16 protein-coding genes are annotated in these 19,664 nt (G+C 41.2%); 9 read left to right on the top strand and 7 right to left on the bottom strand.

Annotated elements, in window-relative coordinates; genetic code table 11:
* Positions 1-27 precede the first annotated feature (27 nt).
* Positions 28-627: an RNA polymerase sigma factor gene (locus tag AC1XUE_RS16340; RefSeq protein WP_483357057.1), complete on the bottom strand. Its 600-nt coding sequence runs from the start codon at positions 625-627 to the stop codon at positions 28-30.
* A gap of 719 nt (positions 628-1,346) precedes the next feature.
* On the opposite strand from AC1XUE_RS16340, the gene AC1XUE_RS16335 reads away from it, so the two are divergent.
* Positions 1,347-1,712: a hypothetical protein gene (locus AC1XUE_RS16335; RefSeq protein WP_483357056.1), complete on the top strand. Its 366-nt coding sequence runs from the start codon at positions 1,347-1,349 to the stop codon at positions 1,710-1,712.
* A 282-nt stretch (positions 1,713-1,994) separates the two neighbouring features.
* Here AC1XUE_RS16335 and AC1XUE_RS16330 read toward each other — a convergent pair whose 3' ends face one another.
* The 3 genes from AC1XUE_RS16330 to AC1XUE_RS16320 form a co-directional block, all read right to left on the bottom strand.
* On the bottom strand, positions 1,995-2,834 hold the full coding sequence (locus tag AC1XUE_RS16330; RefSeq protein ID WP_483357055.1) for a hypothetical protein: 840 nt from the start codon (positions 2,832-2,834) through the stop codon (positions 1,995-1,997).
* Between the two features lie 289 nt (positions 2,835-3,123).
* A complete protein-coding gene (locus AC1XUE_RS16325) occupies positions 3,124-4,161 on the bottom strand; it encodes a Gfo/Idh/MocA family oxidoreductase (protein WP_483357054.1) in 1,038 nt (345 codons plus the stop codon).
* Between the two features lie 64 nt (positions 4,162-4,225).
* Positions 4,226-5,182 carry a sugar phosphate isomerase/epimerase family protein gene (locus AC1XUE_RS16320; protein ID WP_483357053.1) on the bottom strand — a complete coding sequence of 319 codons (957 nt, stop codon included), beginning with the start codon at positions 5,180-5,182 and terminating at the stop codon, positions 4,226-4,228.
* Positions 5,183-5,651: 469 nt separating this feature from the next.
* Here AC1XUE_RS16320 and tsaE point away from each other — a divergent pair, with 469 nt between their 5' ends.
* The 7 genes from tsaE to porV all read left to right on the top strand — a co-directional run bounded on the left by tsaE (position 5,652) and on the right by porV (position 15,277).
* The gene (gene tsaE, locus AC1XUE_RS16315) at positions 5,652-6,095 is read left to right on the top strand and encodes a tRNA (adenosine(37)-N6)-threonylcarbamoyltransferase complex ATPase subunit type 1 TsaE (RefSeq protein ID WP_483357052.1); all 444 of its coding nucleotides are present in this window, start codon (positions 5,652-5,654) and stop codon (positions 6,093-6,095) included.
* Between the two features lie 51 nt (positions 6,096-6,146).
* Positions 6,147-7,373: an alanine dehydrogenase gene (locus AC1XUE_RS16310; RefSeq protein ID WP_483357051.1), complete on the top strand. Its 1,227-nt coding sequence runs from the start codon at positions 6,147-6,149 to the stop codon at positions 7,371-7,373.
* 124 nt (positions 7,374-7,497) lie between these two features.
* On the top strand, positions 7,498-7,902 hold the full coding sequence (locus tag AC1XUE_RS16305; RefSeq protein ID WP_483357050.1) for a hypothetical protein: 405 nt from the start codon (positions 7,498-7,500) through the stop codon (positions 7,900-7,902).
* A gap of 209 nt (positions 7,903-8,111) precedes the next feature.
* Positions 8,112-9,026 (top strand): ABC transporter ATP-binding protein, encoded by a 915-nt coding sequence (locus tag AC1XUE_RS16300; RefSeq protein ID WP_483357049.1) that lies wholly within the window; start codon positions 8,112-8,114, stop codon positions 9,024-9,026.
* Positions 9,027-9,086: 60 nt separating this feature from the next.
* A complete protein-coding gene (locus AC1XUE_RS16295; protein WP_483357048.1) occupies positions 9,087-10,403 on the top strand; it encodes an ABC transporter permease in 1,317 nt (438 codons plus the stop codon).
* A gap of 476 nt (positions 10,404-10,879) precedes the next feature.
* The gene (locus tag AC1XUE_RS16290) at positions 10,880-13,852 is read left to right on the top strand and encodes a glycosyltransferase family 117 protein (RefSeq protein ID WP_483357047.1); all 2,973 of its coding nucleotides are present in this window, start codon (positions 10,880-10,882) and stop codon (positions 13,850-13,852) included.
* A 267-nt stretch (positions 13,853-14,119) separates the two neighbouring features.
* The gene (porV, locus tag AC1XUE_RS16285; protein WP_483357046.1) at positions 14,120-15,277 is read left to right on the top strand and encodes a type IX secretion system outer membrane channel protein PorV; all 1,158 of its coding nucleotides are present in this window, start codon (positions 14,120-14,122) and stop codon (positions 15,275-15,277) included.
* A gap of 80 nt (positions 15,278-15,357) precedes the next feature.
* Here the strand turns inward: porV and AC1XUE_RS16280 are convergent, their stop codons facing one another.
* The 3 genes from AC1XUE_RS16280 to AC1XUE_RS16270 form a co-directional block, all read right to left on the bottom strand.
* Entirely contained in the window at positions 15,358-16,539 is a 1,182-nt protein-coding gene (locus AC1XUE_RS16280; protein WP_483357045.1) for an endonuclease/exonuclease/phosphatase family protein, read from the bottom strand.
* Between the two features lie 135 nt (positions 16,540-16,674).
* Complete coding sequence (gene dnaJ / locus AC1XUE_RS16275) at positions 16,675-17,838, bottom strand: molecular chaperone DnaJ (RefSeq protein ID WP_483357044.1); 1,164 nt, start codon at positions 17,836-17,838, stop codon at positions 16,675-16,677.
* 110 nt (positions 17,839-17,948) lie between these two features.
* A complete protein-coding gene (locus tag AC1XUE_RS16270; protein ID WP_483357043.1) occupies positions 17,949-18,569 on the bottom strand; it encodes a nucleotide exchange factor GrpE in 621 nt (206 codons plus the stop codon).
* Positions 18,570-18,682: 113 nt separating this feature from the next.
* Here AC1XUE_RS16270 and queG point away from each other — a divergent pair, with 113 nt between their 5' ends.
* Positions 18,683-19,630 carry a tRNA epoxyqueuosine(34) reductase QueG gene (queG, locus tag AC1XUE_RS16265; protein ID WP_483357042.1) on the top strand — a complete coding sequence of 316 codons (948 nt, stop codon included), beginning with the start codon at positions 18,683-18,685 and terminating at the stop codon, positions 19,628-19,630.
* Positions 19,631-19,664 lie beyond the last annotated feature (34 nt).

Genomic DNA, 19,664 nt, shown 5'->3' with positions numbered 1-19,664 from the left:
GAGGATTGTGCCAGGTTTAACTCACTTTTACAGAAAAAAATTTACAAAGAAAACGAGAAGAGTATAGTGCAGAGAAAGCTGGCGCAGTTTGAGAACAGCCCGCTGTATAAGATTCCTGACCGATTGTTCATGAATTGATAAAATTTCAGCGATTTCCTGATAGCTGAAATCTTCATAATAACGAAGCATCAGCACTTCATACTGGCGTAAAGGTAAAGCTTTAAGCCAGTGTGCGAGATTTTGCTTTTGCTTATTGGAATCCTCTGCTTCCATGATATAGAATTCTTCCGGAAGTGTAACCGGAAGTAAATCATCGGGCATGGTCTCCCAATTATGCGCTGTATACTGGCTTGCTGGCCGTGATTTGTAAATGCGCCTGCGGAGTGCACGGAACAAATAGAATCTTGGAGAGTCAATTTCGGATAATCTCTCGCGATTTTGCCAAAGATCAATAAAAAGATCCTGAATGATATCTTCAACTGCATCGTCTTCGCAGAGCAGTTTTTTTCCGTAGGAGTACAAAACCCGAACGTGCCTTTGATATAATGAAGTGAATGCAACTTCGTCGCCAAGCCTGAAAGCCTGCCAAAGGAGCTTGTCGTTGTTAGAGGTAGAAATTGTATCCAAGGGTAAATCATTAATTTATCAAAAGTATTAAAATTTCTTGAAATAGATCAATAAGTAAATTAATACTTTACCTATTTTATCTCTTTTATACTCGATTTTGATCTATTCTCAATTTGAGGTCTACACGCCTACGCGAAATCTTTTTTTAGACAAAAATAAGAAATAGGCATAAAGTGCATTTGATTTGTATTTTTCTATGTTTAGTTCAAGAATTTGAAACTTAACTTTACCATATTCATTGACTTTCCAATAGGATGCATGAATAGAAATGGATTAGTTATCAGTGAATTAAGACTCTATATTATTGATGGAATGTTCTCTTTTTAATATAATCTATCATTTTAGGTTACTGTTACTTTTCCGTGTTTTAGGGACTTTTACCAACGGTTTCAGGTGAATGATGATATTTATTTGAAAAGTACAACAGTTTGATTATTTTAGATTTGTAGCTCCACTGATAAATTTCACACTTATTATTGCACTTTTACTTCAAACGTATAACTATTCTAATATTTATAGATAACTGGAAAAAGAACTTTTTATAAACTAACTGCCTGCTATTGACATTTATAAAGGTTTAGGCGTACCTTTGAATCATCAAAACGGGAATAATAGAAAATGCTCCTGATGCGAAAATAAACTTTAAGTGCAGTTTTAGATTATCTGAAAAGTACAATTTGGTTTAGTAAAAAAAACGACTTTAAAAAATTAGAAATATTATGAAAAAATTAATTTTATCTGTTGCAGTTTTGGTGGGAGTATCTGCTGCAAATCTTTCAGTAGCTGGTGATAAAGTAGCTAACAATGCAGCTGCTATCGAGTTGGTTTCTTCAAGTGATCTGAAATTCAAACTGACACTTGACAACGTAAAAGAAAGATCATCTGTAGTAATTAAGGATGGTGACGGATCTGTAGTATATAGCTCAGCTATTCCTCAGTCTGAAAAGTATACTAAGATTTTCGACCTTTCAAATCTTCTTGACGGAAACTACAGCTTTGTAGTAAATAACGGTGGAGACATTACTGCAAAGCCATTCTCGATCGCTACTGAAACGAAACGTCTGGTAACTGCGGTAGTTAAATAACAACTGTTTGCTAAACTACCTCTGTCAGGTACATTACAGGAAACGGGTAAGAAAGTTCATCAACTTTCTTACCCGTTTTTCTTTTGTAGCACGTCAGACAAGTGAATGGAATTGTTATACTACTGAGATTGATAAATCACGATCAACTCATCTTATTGAATACGAATGTTTCCAACACTTCGGGATGTTGCGGAAACTCCTTTTTGTAGGAGTGTGCTTACATCATGAGATAACACAGGGGCAACAGGCTCATACTGTGGCACCCTGTTGAGTAGGTAACTTTCAGAATTTAAAGCTTAAGCCCATATTGGCATTGGCCTGAGCGAAAAAGAAATGCTGTGAAGCGCGGTCGCCTCTAAAGTTAGTTGTCAGAATGTCCGGCATGTTAATGTAACCACCTTTCACTTCTCCCTGAATAAAGAAATGTTTGAAGAACGTCACATTTAATCCGGCAACGAGGTTCACACCATAGCCTGCAATATGCCATTGATCGTTTCGCTCGTAGTTCATCAACTGAACATTTGATTTCGGAAACATGACGCCAGCTCCGACTCCCTCAATGAAATTGACGTCGATATTTTTAACCTTCAAAACTTTTTGATCCAGCAAATTATCCATTCTTCTCAGTTCAATGTTGAGATAATTCAAGCCGTCGGTATGTTCAAACTGAAGAAAATCTTCTGTGAGTGCTATGTCATTATTGTCATAGACACCTTCGTGATTTGCGTTTGTACCGGGGGCTATTTTTCCGCTTATTTTCACAATCTGATTCTGCTGCATTACATACTTCATGTGATCAAAACCAAACGAGATGCTATACTTAGGATTGAAGAAATATCCAATTCTAAAGTTGTACTGCGGAATTGTTATTTTCATAGGATTGAAATACGCAGCAGTAAAGGGAGACTGGCGATCTTTGGCTACCAAACTTTTTAGTTTGAAGTCGTATTCGTCCCCCTTAAAGTGAATGTTTGATTTGGTGTAGGTGCCCCGGTTCCAGCCCCATGAAACAAATAATTTGCCTTTGTTATGATGTGTGAGATTGGTGCTGATAATCTGGGATATACTATCTACGGACTGAAAAACCATGAGGCTGCCCAGCACTAATGCTTTGATTTTCATATTGATGATGAAGTATAGTTATTTGTGGAGTTAGAGGCTCCGGACTCGTTTACTCGTTATTACGGATGATTCAATTCTGAATGGATCACTCATGTCAGATTTGGGCTGTAAATTTACGTATATAGGATTTAATTAATATGAGATAGCAGGTACTATTTTAGCCTCAAATGGGAAATGTTATATAGATTGCGTAAACGTTTATACTCATGACGGGAAACTATATACGAAAAAACGGCAGGCAAGGAAATAGTTTCCAAAGCCTGCCGTTACCGGTTGCATTTAACCTGAATTAATAGGTCATAACCGCCTTCTTGCTGCTACTTTCAAAGGCAAGGTCAATAACCCTGCAGGTTCTGAGTATTTCTTCCGGCTTCACTGCCAATTCTGCTCCGTTCACGATAGCATCGTATACATTCTGGTAAAAGGGTGCATAATCTCCTGCTTCGCTTTCTACAATACCAGTGAAGTCATCGCTGTATAATTTTCCCCAACGATTCTCAGGTTCATGTCCCCACGGCTGTTCCGTTGGGAGCACATTCTGGCGAAGCGTTTCTTCCTGTGGATCGAGTCCGCCTTTAATAAATGAACCTTTGGTGCCATGAAGGTTGTAACGACTGAAATTTTCATATACCATCAGACTGGATTTCACGATTACCAGCTTATCGTCATATCCCAAGCGTATATCGAAATAGTCATCAATTTCACTTCCCGGACGTACAGATCTAATGTCGGCAGTAACTGTTTGAGGTTCACCAAACAGCACCAGCGCCTGGTCGAGCAAGTGAGGTCCCAGGTTATAAAGATTTCCTCCGACTGGTACAGCCTTTTCTTTCCATGATTCAGTTGGTACCACGGGACGGAAGCGATCATAGCGGCATTCATATTCTACCACATCTCCGATTTTTCCTTCTTCGATGATTTTTTTGATGGTCAGGAAGTCAGAATCCCATCTGCGATTCTGGTAAGCTGTAAGGATCAAACCTTTTTCTTTTGCCAGAGCTACAAGTTGTTGGGCTTCTTCCGCGGTCGCAGAAAATGGTTTTTCTATCACCACATGTTTGCCGTTTTCCAGCGCGTCCATTGCATATGCGAAATGGGTTTCGTTTGGGGTACAGATAAAAGCAAGATCGATAGACGGATCGCTGAGTAATTCATCTGTTGAGCGCGCATTTTCTATTTCAGGGTCGAATTCCTGTGCTTCGTTTTTACTACGCTCTACAACTGTTTTGAGTTTGAAGTTAGGATTTGTACTCAAAAATGGGGAGTGGAAGTATCTTCCCGAAAGTCCGAATCCTATCAAACCTACATTAAGAACTTTTGATGACATAATATGAAATGATGATTAGAAATATAAGATCTGCTTTTAGATTGTTTGTTAATACAACGACAAGTTAAGCCATTTCCCAGAGTTCCTTTGCTTTGGCCAGGTCTCGTTTCATGGCGTCAAAAACTACTTTTTTATCTACCGTAATTTTCTCGGCACCTTGATCGGCTCCACCCAGAGGATATTCCAGGTGAAGGCAAACCGGTACGTCAATATTGTTTTGTTTTATGAATTTAAAATACGTGTTGAAGTCCACCATTCCTTGTCCGAGTGGAACATTATGAATCGTCACTTTTCCATTTTTGTTCTCCCACGTGGTGTCTTTAAGTACCAGTGTTTTGATATGTGGCTGAATCAGATTTAATCCGGTTTGCCATGAAAGGCCACCTTCAACCGTCGCGTGGCGGATATCGTACTGTGTACCCATGAATTTTGGATCCGCTTTCTGCAGTATCTGCCACACTTCAAAAAGAGAAGCACCTACCATTCTTCCAGCATGATTTTGATAACAACCTGTGATACCAAGCTGCTTATTCAACTGACTTAGTCCGGCCACTTTTTGGGTATATTCGTTCAGTGCTGACGGAATTGATTTTTGGTCCGTGTACCGGTACCAGTTCATGCGGTAATATTTAAATCCTTGTTTGGCAGCCGTTTCCAGTAATTTTTTATCTGTTGAGTTAGTGGCGTCTTCCACGGCAGTACAAAAAAGAGAGGGCTGTATACCCACTTTTTTCATAGCTTCCACAGCAAGCGGCAGATCATTTTCAACGCGCTCAGGTAATACATGGCCCTTCGGACGGATGGTAAGATCTATACCATCAAATCCCAATTCTCTGGCTACCTCTGACATATCCTGATAATTCAGGAACTGAAGATGTTTAGAAAATATGTGGATTTTTGGGAATTTCATATCCGTCGACGTCCCTTTGCTCACGGCATTCAAAGGTACAAATGGAAGGAGACTGCCTGCAGCGACCGTATTCATGAGGAAGTTTCGCCTTGAAATGGATTTGGATAGCATGATACCAACGTTTGTTATATTTTAAATGACGAATTTTTTAAATCTTACCCGTTTTAGTTTGTCTTTTGAGAATAGAGAAATGAAACTTGTCTTTCTCGAACGCTTTGAAAACTGGCAATAGGCTATGCCGTATTGCTTGCTCCATTTGGTTTAAAACAACATTTTCAATTTGAGGGTTGAAGAGAAATTCAAAGATACTTGCCAAAGTTTGGGATCATAGGATGTAGGATGGTTTTTAATTGATTCAATAGAGCCGACTGTGTTCACCATGATGTTTTTTGACAAGCAGGAGTAACAAAATCATCCGTAAAAACTTCTCAAAAGGCGAAAAATATTAAAAGGTTAGTCAGGGATCCTGGTCAGCAAATAAGAAAGAGATGGACGGTTTATGCTCCACCTAAAAATTAAAATGAAGACGGGTTATTGAGGATATGGACATTCAGATGGTAAAAAGTGGTATTTTTGTGCCATGAGTGGAATAACTAACGTCATTCGTTTCAAAGAGCTTGAAGATTTGGAGAAAGTGTCTCAAAAGATACTTGATTGGGGCAGAGAAGTGCCCGTGTGGCTTTTTGAGGGTCAAATGGGTGCTGGTAAAACCACCCTGATTCGGGCCCTTTGTCATCAACTTGGTATTGTATCCTCTGTTCATAGTCCTACATTTTCGCTTGTGAATGAATACATAGGAGAGCAGAAAAATATTGTTTATCATTTTGACTTTTATCGGATTAAAGACGAATCTGAAGCATGGGATATCGGATTGGAAGAATATTTCGATTCCGGATCATTTTGTTTTGTAGAGTGGCCATCTCAGATCACATCTTTATGGCCGGAGAGGTACATGCTGCTCAATCTGATCGTGGAAGAAGAGGGAGAAAGGGTACTTACGGTAACTGAGATCGGAAAGCACTGACCAGCTCTCAATAAGAAACACAACAAAAACTACTGTATAGCAAGATAACAAATGGCGCAACCCCAGATACCCGGATTTAAAGAGCTCGCAAAACAAACAGAGCTTTATCCTCAGGAGTCACTACTAGCTGTTCGGAAAGATCAGAATTCATTGTTGATCGGGTTGCCGAAAGAAGTTTCTCTACAGGAAAATCGTATCGCGCTTACACCTGATGCTGTTAGTATTCTGGTACGCAATGGCCATGAGGTTTGGGTTGAGAGGGATGCGGGAATAGGCGCAAATTTATCAGACCATGAATATAGCGAAGCAGGAGCAAGAATTGTAACCAGTCCGGAGGAAGTATATAAAGCCAACCTGATCCTGAAAGTTGAGCCTTTGGTAGACGCTGAATTCGGATATATTAAACCAGGAACCACACTGATCTCAGTGCTTAATTTGCCGGCACTCGAAAAAGGTTATTTTGAAAAACTGAATCAGGCTAAGATCACCGGAATTGGCTATGAACTGATTGAGGATAAAGTGGGAGGAAAGCCTATTATCAGAGCAATGGGGGAAATAGCAGGTAGTACCGTTCTGCTTATTGCTGCAGAGTATTTGTCTACACCGAACGGTGGGCGGGGCATTATTCTGGGAGGCATTACAGGAGTGCCCCCTACCAAGATAGTGATTCTTGGAGCAGGAACAGTTTCGGAATATGCAACACGTGCCGCTATCAGTATGGGGGCTGATGTCAAAGTTTTTGACAAGCATATTTACCGGTTGCAAAGGTTGAAATATGCTATTGGACAGAACCTGTATACATCCATCATTGATTCAGATACACTGGGCGAGGCCATCAGTCGGGCAGATGTGGTGATAGGAACCATGCGTGCTGAAAATGGAGTAAGTCCATTGGTAGTTACAAAGGAAATGATAGATCAGATGAAGCCGGGATCGGTAGTTATTGATGTAAGTATTGATCAGGGAGGGTCATTTGAGACCTCTAAAATGACGACACATAAAAATCCTATATTCAAGTATAATGACGTTATACACTATTGTGTGCCCAATATTCCTTCACGTGTTGCACACACAGCAAGCACAGCACTGAGTAATGTATTTCTTCCTTTTTTGTTACAAACCGGGACTATCGGTGGTATAGAAGAAATGATTTACGCCAATCGCTGGTTTATGAAGGGAGTCTATTGTCACAAGGGGACGCTGACCAATTCTCATATTGCCCGCAGTTTTAATATGAGGTATAAAGATCTGACGTTACTGCTGGCAGCGAGAATGTGACGAGGGCTATCGGCCGTCGGTAATCAGCTTTCAGTTTAGGGAATACCAAAATAGTACATAAAGTATTAATTAAGATTTAAATCAAGTGGCCGACAGCCGATAGCTGGGAGCCAACAGCCATACAATGATTAGCAACAGCAATGAAAATGCCATGATGGATGATGCCAACTCTCCGGAGATTAACAGGCAGATCATGGGGTTGATTTCAGAAGATTTTGTAAAAATTTCGGATCAGCTTAAAGAAGCATCTTATCAGATAAGAAAACGTGGTTTTTCAGATTATCCGATTTTCGTGCTGGCATATACCGAAGTAGAGTTAGGACTTTTACTAATTGGTGCGGAAGAGCTCTCCAATAGATATAGCTATAAAGCATCCTACATGCAGGAATTCGTGGACAGGAAGCTGATTGGGGAAGAGTCTGTTGAGGCGTTTAAGGAAAATTACAAAAATGCAGATGAATACTGCTGCCTGTTTGTTCTTCTGGGCGACTTTTCGGGATTTGTATATGTTCCTTATCCGGAAGATTGAAGCGAGTTTTTGAGATTTAATAAAATAGTATTTGAACGAGCGGATGACCCGCTCGTTTTTTATTTTAAGCCATTAGTCATTTAAAACGGGGCTTTCGTAATACATACTTTTGAGAAGGCGCTGATAGTTTGCATCTTTGAAATAATCACATATTTCCGTGAGGATGATTCAGCATTTTACTCCAAATCTTCGCTACTTAAACTACTAATATGAATATTATTGAAGTACAACATGTAACCAAGGAGTACGCCGCTCACAAAGCATTGGACGATGTAAGTGTCAATATTCCTAAAGGCTGCATTTTTGGATTACTTGGTCCTAACGGAGCAGGAAAGACATCACTTATCAGGATAATCAACCAAATCACCGGACCGGATGCAGGCCAGATTTTGTTTGATGGAAAACCACTCAACGCAAGCCACATTTCCAGAATAGGCTATCTTCCTGAAGAACGTGGTCTTTATAAAAAAATGAAGGTAGGCGAACAACTGCTTTATCTTGCACAATTGAAAGGCCTTTCCCAAAAGGAGGCAATGGATAAACTCAAGGTTTGGTTTGTTAAATTCGATATTAAAACATGGTGGGATAAAACTGTGTCCGATCTTTCTAAGGGTATGCAGCAGAAGGTGCAGTTTGTATCAACAGTCCTTCATGAACCTGATTTGATTATTCTGGATGAACCGTTTTCAGGTTTTGACCCCATCAATGCAAACCTGATAAGAGATGAAATTCTGGAACTGAAACAAAAGGGGAGTACGATCATATTCTCTACACACCGAATGGAAACCGTAGAAGAGTTGTGCGATAATATTGCACTGATTCATAAATCGAAAAAGGTATTGGATGGTGCTAAAAATGATATAAAGGAGCAGTTTAAAACCAATACGTTCTTTGTGGAGTGCAGGGGTAATCTGACGACCGGTTTTGAAGGGTATCAGCTGGAAGCAGTAAAGGAGTTGGAAAATGGGTTTAGAAGAATAAATATACATTTGCCGGAGACGGGAACTCCCAATCAACTTCTGGCAAATCTGCTTAATCAGGTTGAGATCCGTTCTTTTGGTGAAAATATACCAACAATGAGCGACATCTTCATGAGGGCTGTCAATGAAGTTCCGGAAGGATAATGATTATTTGAACTCTGCAAACATTCTATTTATCGAATTAAACATTAACAAAACTAGCTAATGCGTAATATATTTCTGGTTATCAGACGAGAATACCTGGTGAGAGTCAAAAAGAAATCGTTTTTGATTATGACCATTCTCGGCCCGTTGCTTTTTGCTGCATTTTATGCCGCCGTTATCTGGATCGCCATTGGCTCAGTAGAGCTGAAAACGGTACAGGTGGTTGATGAGAGCAACATGTTCACAAATCAATTCAAAGATTCTGAATCTCTGAAATTTACTTATCTGTCCTCACCCATTGATTCTGCCAAAAGGGAGTTTCAAAAGAGTGGAGCCAATGCATTGGTGTATATTCCAAAGGATGTCATTAAACAACCCAAAAGCGTCCGGATTTATGCTGCCAAAAATGTAAGCATGGAGCTGAAATCTGGGATTGAAGATGTGATTGAAAAACAAATTGAAGAAATCAAGCTTTCTGAAGCAGGCATTACGCACAAAATTCTCGAAGATTCGCGAGTAAATGTGAAATCTGAAACGATTAGTCTGAGTGACGAGGGAGAGAAAACAAGTAGTTCAGGTGCTGCAACAGTGATTGGGGGTATCTGTGCCTTTTTGATTTACATGTCTGTATTCATATACGGAACGCAGGTGATGCGCGGAATTACGGAAGAGAAAACCAACAGAATCGTAGAAGTAATTATTTCTTCTGTTAAGCCTTATCAGCTGATGATGGGTAAGATTATTGGTGTGGCGCTCGTAGGACTTACGCAATTCGTTCTGTGGATTTTTCTTACGGCTTCATTGTCATCCGTTGCAACCAGCGTGATGAGTGATAAGTTGGCAGGTGAGGCAAAGGCCGTTGCAGAAATGCAGCAGAAGAACATGCCTGCCAACGGAATGCCGGGAGGCAATGTGCAAAATCCGGTTGCAGAAGTGATGGGAGCAATAAGCAGCCTTAATATTCCCTTAATTCTTTCCTGCTTCCTGTTCTATTACCTGGGAGGGTATCTGCTATACAGCGCGCTCTTCGGTGCTGTTGGAGCGGCAGTAGACAACGATGCAGATACGCAGCAGTTTATGTTGCCCATTACACTGCCGATTATTTTTTCATTCGTATTTGCACAGTTTGTACTTCGCGATCCGGACGGAAGCCTGGCATTCTGGACATCGATGATACCCTTTACGTCTCCCATTATCATGATGGTTAGGATTCCTTTTGGTGTGCCAGCCTGGGAAATCGCACTATCAATGGTATTGCTGGTTCTTGGCTTTATGGGAACGATATGGTTTGCGTCCCGTATCTATCGTGTAGGTATTCTGATGTATGGGAAAAAAGTGACTTATAAGGAACTGGCGAAGTGGATATTTTATAAGTAGGAGTTATAGGAGTTAAGAAGTTAGAGGAGTTAGGACGCTGCATTTGGCGTCAATTCCGGTCTGAACGCTGCAAGCGGTCTGAACGGATAGTTTAGCTCCTTTAAACATCTCTTAACTCCTCAGCTTTTTTATTCACTTTCATTACCTACTCTAACTTCTCTACTTTTCAATTCCCGTTCAGCCCGCCTTTCGGCGTACAGACCGGAGGTAAGTACTTTAACATCTCCTAACTTCCTTTACCTTCTTTTTAATCTGCGGCTTTTCCTTTCAGCTCGCGAAGGCGTGCAGACCGGACGGTAACTTCTTCACTTCTCGTAACTCCTCTAACTTCCCATTTAACATTTTTTAGGAGCCGCTAAACCTTGCAGTTGAGGTTATTTTACTAATTTTGACCCGATCATTATCATAGCGGCTATAAGAGACGCATCAGTTTGTGTTCATTTGCTATTCAAGTTTTACATTTTAGATTCTAACTAATGACCCGTTTCAATCGTACCAACAACCTTACGGGTTGGATTGTCTTCGCCATTGCGCTTATTACCTACACGCTTACCGTTGAAAGAACGGCCAGTTTTTGGGACTGCGGCGAGTTTATTGCCTGTGCTTTTAAATTGCAGGTTCCTCACCCTCCGGGTGCTCCTTTCTTTCTGCTGATAGGTCGTCTATTTGCTCTTTTTGCTTTTGGTGACCTCACCAATGTAGCCTATTGGGTGAATATGGTTTCTGTAATGAGTTCGGCGTTTACTATCCTATTTCTTTTCTGGACTATTACTCTTCTGGCAAGAAAGCTGATCGGAAAAGCTGATAAGGATCTAACCCAGGCTGACATTATTCTGTTGTTAGGATCTGGTATTGTAGGAGCACTGGCCTATACCTGGTCAGATTCATTCTGGTTCTCAGCGGTAGAAGCTGAGGTTTACGGTATGTCTTCATTCTTTACCGCTATCGTGATCTGGGCTGTTTTTAAATGGGAGCGTATCGAAGATCCTGCTGCAGAAAATCGCTATCTGATCTTTATTGCTTATCTGGTAGGTATTTCTATTGGAGTCCATTTGCTTAACCTGGTAACTATACCTGCACTTGCATTGGTATACTACTTCAAGAAATTTCCTAAACCGACCGTGTTCGGCGGCATTGTTTCGTTTGTATGTGGGTTGGTCGTACTTGGAATAATCAATAGTGGTATCATTCCCGGACTACCAAGTATGGCAGGTAAGTTTGAAATTTTCTTTGTGAACTCACTCGGAATGCCTTACAAATCAGGGGTGATCTTCTTCATCGTTTTGTTCCTGGGCGCACTTATCTGGGGTATCCGTTATTCTCAACAGAAAAATAAGGTTTTATTAAATACAGGTCTTCTTTCATTGGCTTTCGTTTTGGTGGGTTATGCAAGTTATCTGATGGTGCTTGTTCGTGCAGAGTATAATCCTCCGATTAACGAGAACAATCCCAATGATGTATTAAGCTTTGTATCCTATCTGAAAAGAGAGCAGTATGGCAGCCGCCCTCTGCTTTATGGTCCATCGTTCGTATCTCGTCCTGTAAGCCAGAAACGTGGTGCGCCTATGTACCGCAAGCAGGATGGCAAATATGTGATCTACGACTACCGTCCTGAATACGAATATGAGCCAGGTGCAAGTATGCTTTTGCCACGTATGTACAGCACACAAGGCGGGCATCCGCAGTTGTATCAGCAAATGACGGGTCTGGCGGAAGGACAAAAACCTACAATGGGACATAATTTATCCTTTATGATTTCTCACCAGATCGGACACATGTACTGGCGCTATTTCTTATGGAATTTCGTAGGACGTGAAAGCGATGAAGAAGGTGCAGGTAATCTTCTTCCGTGGGATGCAGCCAAGAAATATCCTTCGATCATAGCCAATAACAAAGCACATGACAATTATTTTATGCTTCCGTTTATCCTTGGTCTTTTAGGGATTGTAGTTGCATATTATCGTCAGAAAAAGGATCTGCTTATTCTCGGACTTTTATTCCTACTGACAGGTCTTGCGCTTGTGATATACCTTAATTCTCCACCAGTTGAGCCAAGAGAACGTGATTATATTTACGTGGGTTCTTTCTACATTTTCTGTATATGGATTGGTTTCGGGGTTATAGCGATTGCGGATGCCATTGGTAAATTTGTGAAAGAAGGCAGTGTCCGTGCTGGTGTTGCTACCGCGCTTTGTTTAATCGTTCCTGGTATTATGGGAGCAAAAGGCTGGGATAACCATAACCGTGATAACAGATACCACTCTGTTGACTTCGCTAAAAATCTTTTGAATTCGTGTGCACCGAATGCAATCCTATTTACGGGTGGCGATAATGACACATTCCCATTATGGTATGTACAGGAAGTAGAGGGTTTCCGTACAGATGTAAGGGTTTGTAACCTGAGCTTGTTGGGTACGGACTGGTATATTGATCAGATGAAACGTAAGACGTATCTGTCCGAGGCGCTACCAATATCTCTTGACAAGAATAATTATGCATTTGGTAAAAATGACATCGTTCCTTTCTATGAAATTCCAAGTGTAAAGGGTGGAATTAACCTGAAAGAATACATGAGTTTGGTAAAGACTGAAAACAAAGCGATTCAGGTACCGTTGACAAGTGGAGATATGACTTCAATCCTGCCATCATCTGTATTGTTTCTGCCTGTTGATGCTGAGGCGATTAAGAAGATGAATATCGTAAAAAGTGATCTTGTACCGTTTGTGTCTGATTCGATCAGCTGGACAATCGGTAAGGGTGATTTGTATAAATCTGATTTGATCATGCTGGACATCATTTCTACGAATGACTGGAAACGTCCGATCTATTTCTCCTCCACGTTGGGAGGTTCAAGTTACCTGAACCTGAAAGAGTATATGCAACTGGAAGGTTACGCCTATCGTTTGCTGCCAGTACGCGTTCCGGGAGCTCAGGACGGTTACGTGAATTCGGATGTCATGTATAACAACATGATGACGAAAATGGAATGGAGAGAGCTGGATAACCCTAATACATATTACGACAATACCTATTTAGGTTCTCCGGTAGCTACAGCACGTATCGCATTCCTTCGTCTGGCTGGTCAGCTGATCGCTGATGGAAGAAAAGATGAAGCGAAGAAAGCAGTAGAACGCTCTCTGTCAACCATGCCAGATAAGAGTATCCCATATGATAATTTCTCAGCTAATTTTATCGGAATATTGTTCGACCTAGGGGAGAATAAAAAGGCCCTCGACATTGCTGAAACTATGGCTACCCGTGCTGACGAGGTACTAACCTGGGCCAAAGACAATGGTACTACCAAACGTAGGGATAGTAATCTATATCTGTACATTATGCAGACAATCGTGCAGGAATGCCGAGAGGCAAAGCAGGAAGATGCTGCCAAGAAATATGAAGCTATTTTCCAAAAACACCTTGCTGCGTTTAATATGTACGGTGGACAGTAACGAATTTTAATTGGTTTAATACGGAAGCGGAGATCGTAGTCATACGGTCTCCGCTTTTTTATTGCGCTTGCTTGGAATAATATGGATTTGGAGTTCAAAGATCATCATATCTATAAGTAACATAAAATACACTTAAGTATACTAACGTATGCTAACTTAGCGTTCATTGTCTGGATGCCGAAAGTGAATGGCTCGAGGATGGAATATAAAAACGGCTTGGCACCTGATTTTGTATGCGATTGCTTTCTTCACCCTAAATATATTTTTATGCCCTCTCTTTCGCTCAGATCATTTCCGGTGATTTTGGTCCAGTTACTTGTTCTTTTTTTACTTTGCTCATCAACACTACTTGCGCAAACAGGGTATTTAGCCATACCTTATGGCTCTTCCTCCTTTTTACTTATAGCTCCGGATGCGCGTAGTGCGGGTTTGGGAGATGCAGGTGTAGCGTTGAGTCCGGATGCTAATTCCATCCATTGGAACGCCTCAAAAAACGCATTTTCAGACAGAGATTTTGGCGCATCAATTACCTATGGCTCATGGCTGTCGTCGGTAATGGACGATGCATGGCAAGGTAATGTTAGTCTATACAAGAAGTTTGGGGGTAAACAGGCATTAGCCGCTTCAGTCAGGCATTTAGCCTGGGGAACCTATACCTTATTTGCTGGTAATCCTCCTGTAAACATAGGTAGCCGGCGCACTATTGATAATGCATACAGTCTGGCATATTCCCGAAAACTAGGAGCTAATTTCTCCATGGGACTTAGCTTGAAATATATTCATTCTTCTTATCCAAACGCTTTTTTGGTCAACGCAGCTGATATGAAAGCAGCAAGCGTGATGGCAGGAGATATTAGTGCATATTATAGAAAACAGTATTTTAACACATCCACTGGCAGGACAACTACCTGGTCGTTTGGTGCTGTTTTAGCGAATTTAGGTGATAGGCTTAACTATAATAATGGTACGGCGTCCGTATATCAGGAGTTTCTTCCAACGATGCTGAAATTAGGTGGTGGGCTCTCTGTCTCCAACAATGACAAGCATAAATTAAATTTTATTCTTGATGCCAGTAAGTTGCTTACACCTACGCTTGGTATTAATCCCGTAACAACATCCGTCCTGAGTAATGTGTGGAAATCATTTTCGGACGCACCTGGTGGTTTTAAGGAAGAAATGCAGGAGATAATCCTGTCTGGTGGAGTGGAATATTGGTATAAGAATAAGCTGGCGCTCCGCGGAGGATATTTTGGAGAACATAAAAATAAAGGGGGTAGAAGATATTTCACAACAGGTGCCGGTGTACGTATCTTCAAAGATTATGGAATTGATTTTTCCTATTTGATTCCTCAGGAAAAAAACAGTCCATTACAACAAACTTACAGGATCAGCGCGCAGTTTGATTTTGGTAAAAAATCAGTTTGAATAGGATAAGTTACAAAAGGCCCGGTATACCGGTTATTTAGCGATATATCGGGCTCCTTGAACATTATCTAATTACTTACTCATAGTAATTCCAACTTCACCCATACCATCCGGTGATCTGAGCTGGACTCGCGCTTCTCCACTAATTCCCACATGGGTTCTCCTTTCACAGGCCAGAATACGCCACTGTCTTTTATGCGTAAACCCTTTTTGGAAGGAAGTACATAATCGGCTCTCATGCGCCAGAATGCCGTGTGATTTTTTGCAAAGGAATTATCCGGACTGTGTTGTGCGCCTCCTTTACTTTCCGGTTCATTTTCGTTATTCACAAGGGGATGCGAGATCAGTGAGCGAATCCCTTCTGTAATTGCATTTCCTTCGTCTGGCGAGGCATTCTGATCTCCCATGATTACAAAGCTGCTGCCATGTTTCAAGCCACCCCGGGTCTTTTTGTCATCATAGATATAAGCGTTGGATCCTTCGGTAATATAGTCTCTCCAAAACCGTATTTCATCAAAATTTCTTTTTCCGTTCCGGTCTTCAGGTCCGTCGAAAGTAGGTGGTGTAGGGTGGCTGGCTAATACATGTATTATTTTTTTATTGACAATAACCGGCACATCCCAATGCGACTTGGAAGAAAGGGGAAATTGAGTCCATGCCTCAGGTACATACCAATCACTGCCATCCGCTTTCATGGTTTTTTGGTGATCCGGCATATCTTTCCATTTGAAATGCTGGAATGTTCTTACATTCTCTGTATCGATAGGGTATTTGGACAACAGCACCATTCCGTACTGACCAGGATAATTTCCAAAGCCCCAGGCGTCGTTACCCAGATTGTCAAATTTCCCATCATTATTGAGATCAAAGGGACTCGGTTGCCCTGTATTCACTGTCGAATAATAGAAATAAGGATAATCAATAGCTTTAGATCCGCTCTGATCTTTATTCAGGTAATTTTTAATGAAAGCTTTTACCCCTTTATCCGGATTCTGAATGTAGTCAAATTCGTTGAGTAGAATTACGTCAGGCCTTACCGTTTGTATAATGGAGGCAATGTTCTTAATCTGGGCATTCGTTCCGGTGCTGAGTTCCTGTACCAGTACTTTTTCGGAATTATCTTTCGTACCGCGCGGAACGTAGTTTTCGGCTTCCATACTTACATTGTAGGTCGCAAATGTAATTTCCGATGGTTTGTTTGATGACTGTGCCTGTAAAATTCCTGCTGACAGCATAGAGAATAGCAGAAGTAATGGTTTCATAAAAAATTATATTAATCTTGATTTGTCGGTAATGCGAAGATAAAGAATGTTAAACTAAGCAGCATATTAACAAAAAAAGAGCCGCCACAAATGGTGACGACTCGTAATAGAAATAGATAAGAAAGGCTATGCTTGTCAATGGAAGAAATCTTTCATTTTATCAAAAAATCCTTTTTCGTTTTTACCTGGCTTAGGTTGGAAATTTGGTGAATTTCTCAAAGACTCCAATGTTTCACGTTCGTCGGAGGACAATTGCTGAGGAGTCCAGACATTGATGTGTACCAGCTGATCGCCCTTACCGTATCCATTTAAATCCTTTATTCCTTTTCCTTTCAGACGAAGAATTTTGCCTGCCTGCGTACCTGCTTCTACATTGATTCTTGCCTTTCCATCAATGGTTGGAATTTCAGTTGAAGTTCCAAGGGTAGCATCAATAAAACTCAAATGCATATCAAATACTACGTTATTTCCATCACGCTTAAGTTGTGCATTTTCTTCTTCCTCAATCACGATGAGTAGATCTCCAGCCACGCCGCCACGGGAAGGAACATTTCCTTTTCCTGACATCGAAAGCTGCATACCTTCAGCAACTCCACCAGGGATATTCAGCGTGATCAGGTCGTCCTGAAGCAGGCGTCCTTCACCGGCACACGCATCACATCGCTCGCTGATGATCTTGCCATCGCCGTTACAGGTAGGGCAGGTGCTTGTGGATACCATCTGGCCTAGCATTGTGCTTACCACCTTTCTTACCTGACCCGTTCCATTACACCCGTTACAATTCGTAAGCGATGTTCCATTTTTGGCACCGTTTCCACCACAAGTATTACAGCTTACATGCCGTTTTACTTTTATTTTTTTCTCAACTCCGTTGGCTACTTCCTCCAAATTAAGTTTCAGCTTAATACGAAGATCAGATCCTTTGCGAACACGGCGTCCACCACCGCCTCCGCCGCCGCGACCAAATATGTCGCCGAATGGGCTGCTATCACCAAATATATCTCCAAACTGAGAGAAGATGTCATCCATCGAAAATCCACCACCCGGATAACCACCGCCTCCGGAAGGGCCACCAACGCCAGCATGGCCGAACTGATCGTAACGTGCGCGTTTCTGCTCGTCACTTAGTATACTGTAGGCTTCTGCAGCTTCTTTGAATTTATCTTCCGCTGTAGGGTCATCCGGATTTTTATCCGGGTGAAATTTAATCGCAAGCTTACGATAAGCTTTTTTGATTTCATCGGCTGAAGAACCGCGCTCCACACCTAATATTTCGTAATAATCTCTTTTCTTAGCCATTTTTTAATGTCGTATGTAGTATGCAATATCCGTTCGGCTTACCGCCTGATTGTCAGGAATCAATGTCGGATGCGTTTGGTTATGCACATCACACATGTCTAAATTATATTTTAAGCACCAACAACTACTTTCGCGTAGCGCAATACTTTATCATGCAGATAATAACCTTTTTCAATTTCATCAATTACCTTCCCCTTTTGTTCTTCTGTAGGAGCAGGAAACTGGGCAATGGATTCGTGTATGTCAGCATCAAAAGTCTCACCTTTTGCGTTCATAGGTTTTAAACCTTTCGATTCCAGTGTTTTATATAATTTGGTGTAAATCAGATCAACACCTTCTTTCAAAGCACCTGTATCCGTTGTAGAGTCAAAAGATGACATAGCACGTTCGAAATCATCCACTACCGGCAGAATCAATTTTACTACGTCCGCACCTGCAGTAGATATCAGCTCCAGTTTTTCTTTCGATGTACGTCTGCGGAAGTTTTCGAAATCGGCATATAACCTGAGGTATTTGTCCTTGAGTTCCGCCACTTCTTGTTTGGCAGCTTCAAGCGGATCTACTTCATGCACAGCCTGTGCTTCCTCGCTGATTTCCTGGCCTGCATTATCCATCGGTACTGCATTGGCAGACTCTGCATTGTTAACGTTTTCCGTATCCGGAACTGAGTTCTCCTCGTTCATTTCGTTTTTTAAGTCTTGATCTATATTAAACTCGGTATTTTTAGACATATCGTATGGGTACTTTTATGACTTTTGTATCGTTTTGACAGTACTAAATTACTTTGCCAAAAGGAAAAAGCTGACAAGATGACATTTTTAGTCAGTATTAGTAACTTTGCGTCATGACGACGACCGACTTCATACGGCAGGAGAGGAGCCAATTGATTAAAACCATTGCCAAAGATAACGGCTTTGACTTTTGTGGCATTTCCAAAGCCGGATTTCTGGAAGAGGAAGCACCCAGGCTGGAAAGCTGGCTCAATAAAAATCATAACGGCGCCATGTCCTATATGGCCAATCATTTTGATAAAAGGCTTGATCCACGCAAATTGGTTGATGGAGCCAGAAGTGTAATTTCTGTATTGCTCAATTATTATCCGGAAGAGAAGTTACCGGAAGGAGAAGGAGATATGAAAATTTCCAAATATGCCTATGGAAAAGATTATCACTTCGTTCTCAAAGAAAAGTTGAGTAATGTGCTTGTCGCTATGAGAGATCAGATCGGTGAAGTAGATGCAAGGATATTTGTAGATTCAGCTCCTGTAATGGATAAAGCCTGGGCTGCTAAAAGCGGATTGGGTTGGGTTGGCAAGCATTCTAATCTGCTCAACCGGAACATGGGCAGTTTCTTTTTTATAGGTGAAATTATTTGTGACCTGGATCTGGAGGCTGATGGTGCAGTAGTAGATTATTGCGGAACCTGCACACGCTGTGTGGATGCTTGCCCGACTGACGCGATCACGGAGCCTTATGTGGTGGATGGCAGTAAATGTATCAGTTATTATACAATTGAACTTAAAGAAGCGATTCCTCAAGATGCACGCGGTAAGTTTGAGAACTGGATTTTCGGCTGTGATATTTGTCAGGATGTTTGTCCATGGAATCGTTTTTCCCGTCCGCACACAACTCCTGAATTTAATGCATCGCCGGATTTGGCAGCTTTGTCTGCAAATGACTGGAAGGAGATTACAGAGGAGGTTTTTCGAGAAGTTTTCAGAAAATCACCTTTAAAAAGAACCAAATTTGAGGGGCTGTCGAGAAACATTGAATTCGTGAAGCAGTCGAAATAAAAGCTGCGATATACTTTCAAACCTCTTATATTTG

The sequence above is a fragment of the Dyadobacter sp. HNCC25DJ187 genome (genome assembly GCF_056895255.1).
This window is presented reverse-complemented; position numbering and strand designations above follow the sequence as displayed.

Bases quoted from the DNA above. Each gene is read 5' to 3' on its own strand.
- queG (WP_483357042.1), top strand. From the start codon at position 18,683: ATGACGACGACCGACTTCATACGGCAGGAGAGGAGCCAATTGATTAAA.
- porV (WP_483357046.1), top strand. From the start codon at position 14,120: ATGCCCTCTCTTTCGCTCAGATCATTTCCGGTGATTTTGGTCCAGTTA.
- AC1XUE_RS16330 (WP_483357055.1), bottom strand. From the start codon at position 2,834: ATGAAAATCAAAGCATTAGTGCTGGGCAGCCTCATGGTTTTTCAGTCC.
- AC1XUE_RS16305 (WP_483357050.1), top strand. From the start codon at position 7,498: ATGATTAGCAACAGCAATGAAAATGCCATGATGGATGATGCCAACTCT.
- AC1XUE_RS16270 (WP_483357043.1), bottom strand. From the start codon at position 18,569: ATGTCTAAAAATACCGAGTTTAATATAGATCAAGACTTAAAAAACGAA.
- AC1XUE_RS16320 (WP_483357053.1), bottom strand. From the start codon at position 5,182: ATGCTATCCAAATCCATTTCAAGGCGAAACTTCCTCATGAATACGGTC.
- AC1XUE_RS16290 (WP_483357047.1), top strand. From the start codon at position 10,880: ATGACCCGTTTCAATCGTACCAACAACCTTACGGGTTGGATTGTCTTC.
- AC1XUE_RS16335 (WP_483357056.1), top strand. From the start codon at position 1,347: ATGAAAAAATTAATTTTATCTGTTGCAGTTTTGGTGGGAGTATCTGCT.
- AC1XUE_RS16280 (WP_483357045.1), bottom strand. From the start codon at position 16,539: ATGAAACCATTACTTCTGCTATTCTCTATGCTGTCAGCAGGAATTTTA.
- tsaE (WP_483357052.1), top strand. From the start codon at position 5,652: ATGAGTGGAATAACTAACGTCATTCGTTTCAAAGAGCTTGAAGATTTG.
- AC1XUE_RS16300 (WP_483357049.1), top strand. From the start codon at position 8,112: ATGAATATTATTGAAGTACAACATGTAACCAAGGAGTACGCCGCTCAC.
- AC1XUE_RS16325 (WP_483357054.1), bottom strand. From the start codon at position 4,161: ATGTCATCAAAAGTTCTTAATGTAGGTTTGATAGGATTCGGACTTTCG.
- AC1XUE_RS16310 (WP_483357051.1), top strand. From the start codon at position 6,147: ATGGCGCAACCCCAGATACCCGGATTTAAAGAGCTCGCAAAACAAACA.
- AC1XUE_RS16295 (WP_483357048.1), top strand. From the start codon at position 9,087: ATGCGTAATATATTTCTGGTTATCAGACGAGAATACCTGGTGAGAGTC.
- dnaJ (WP_483357044.1), bottom strand. From the start codon at position 17,838: ATGGCTAAGAAAAGAGATTATTACGAAATATTAGGTGTGGAGCGCGGT.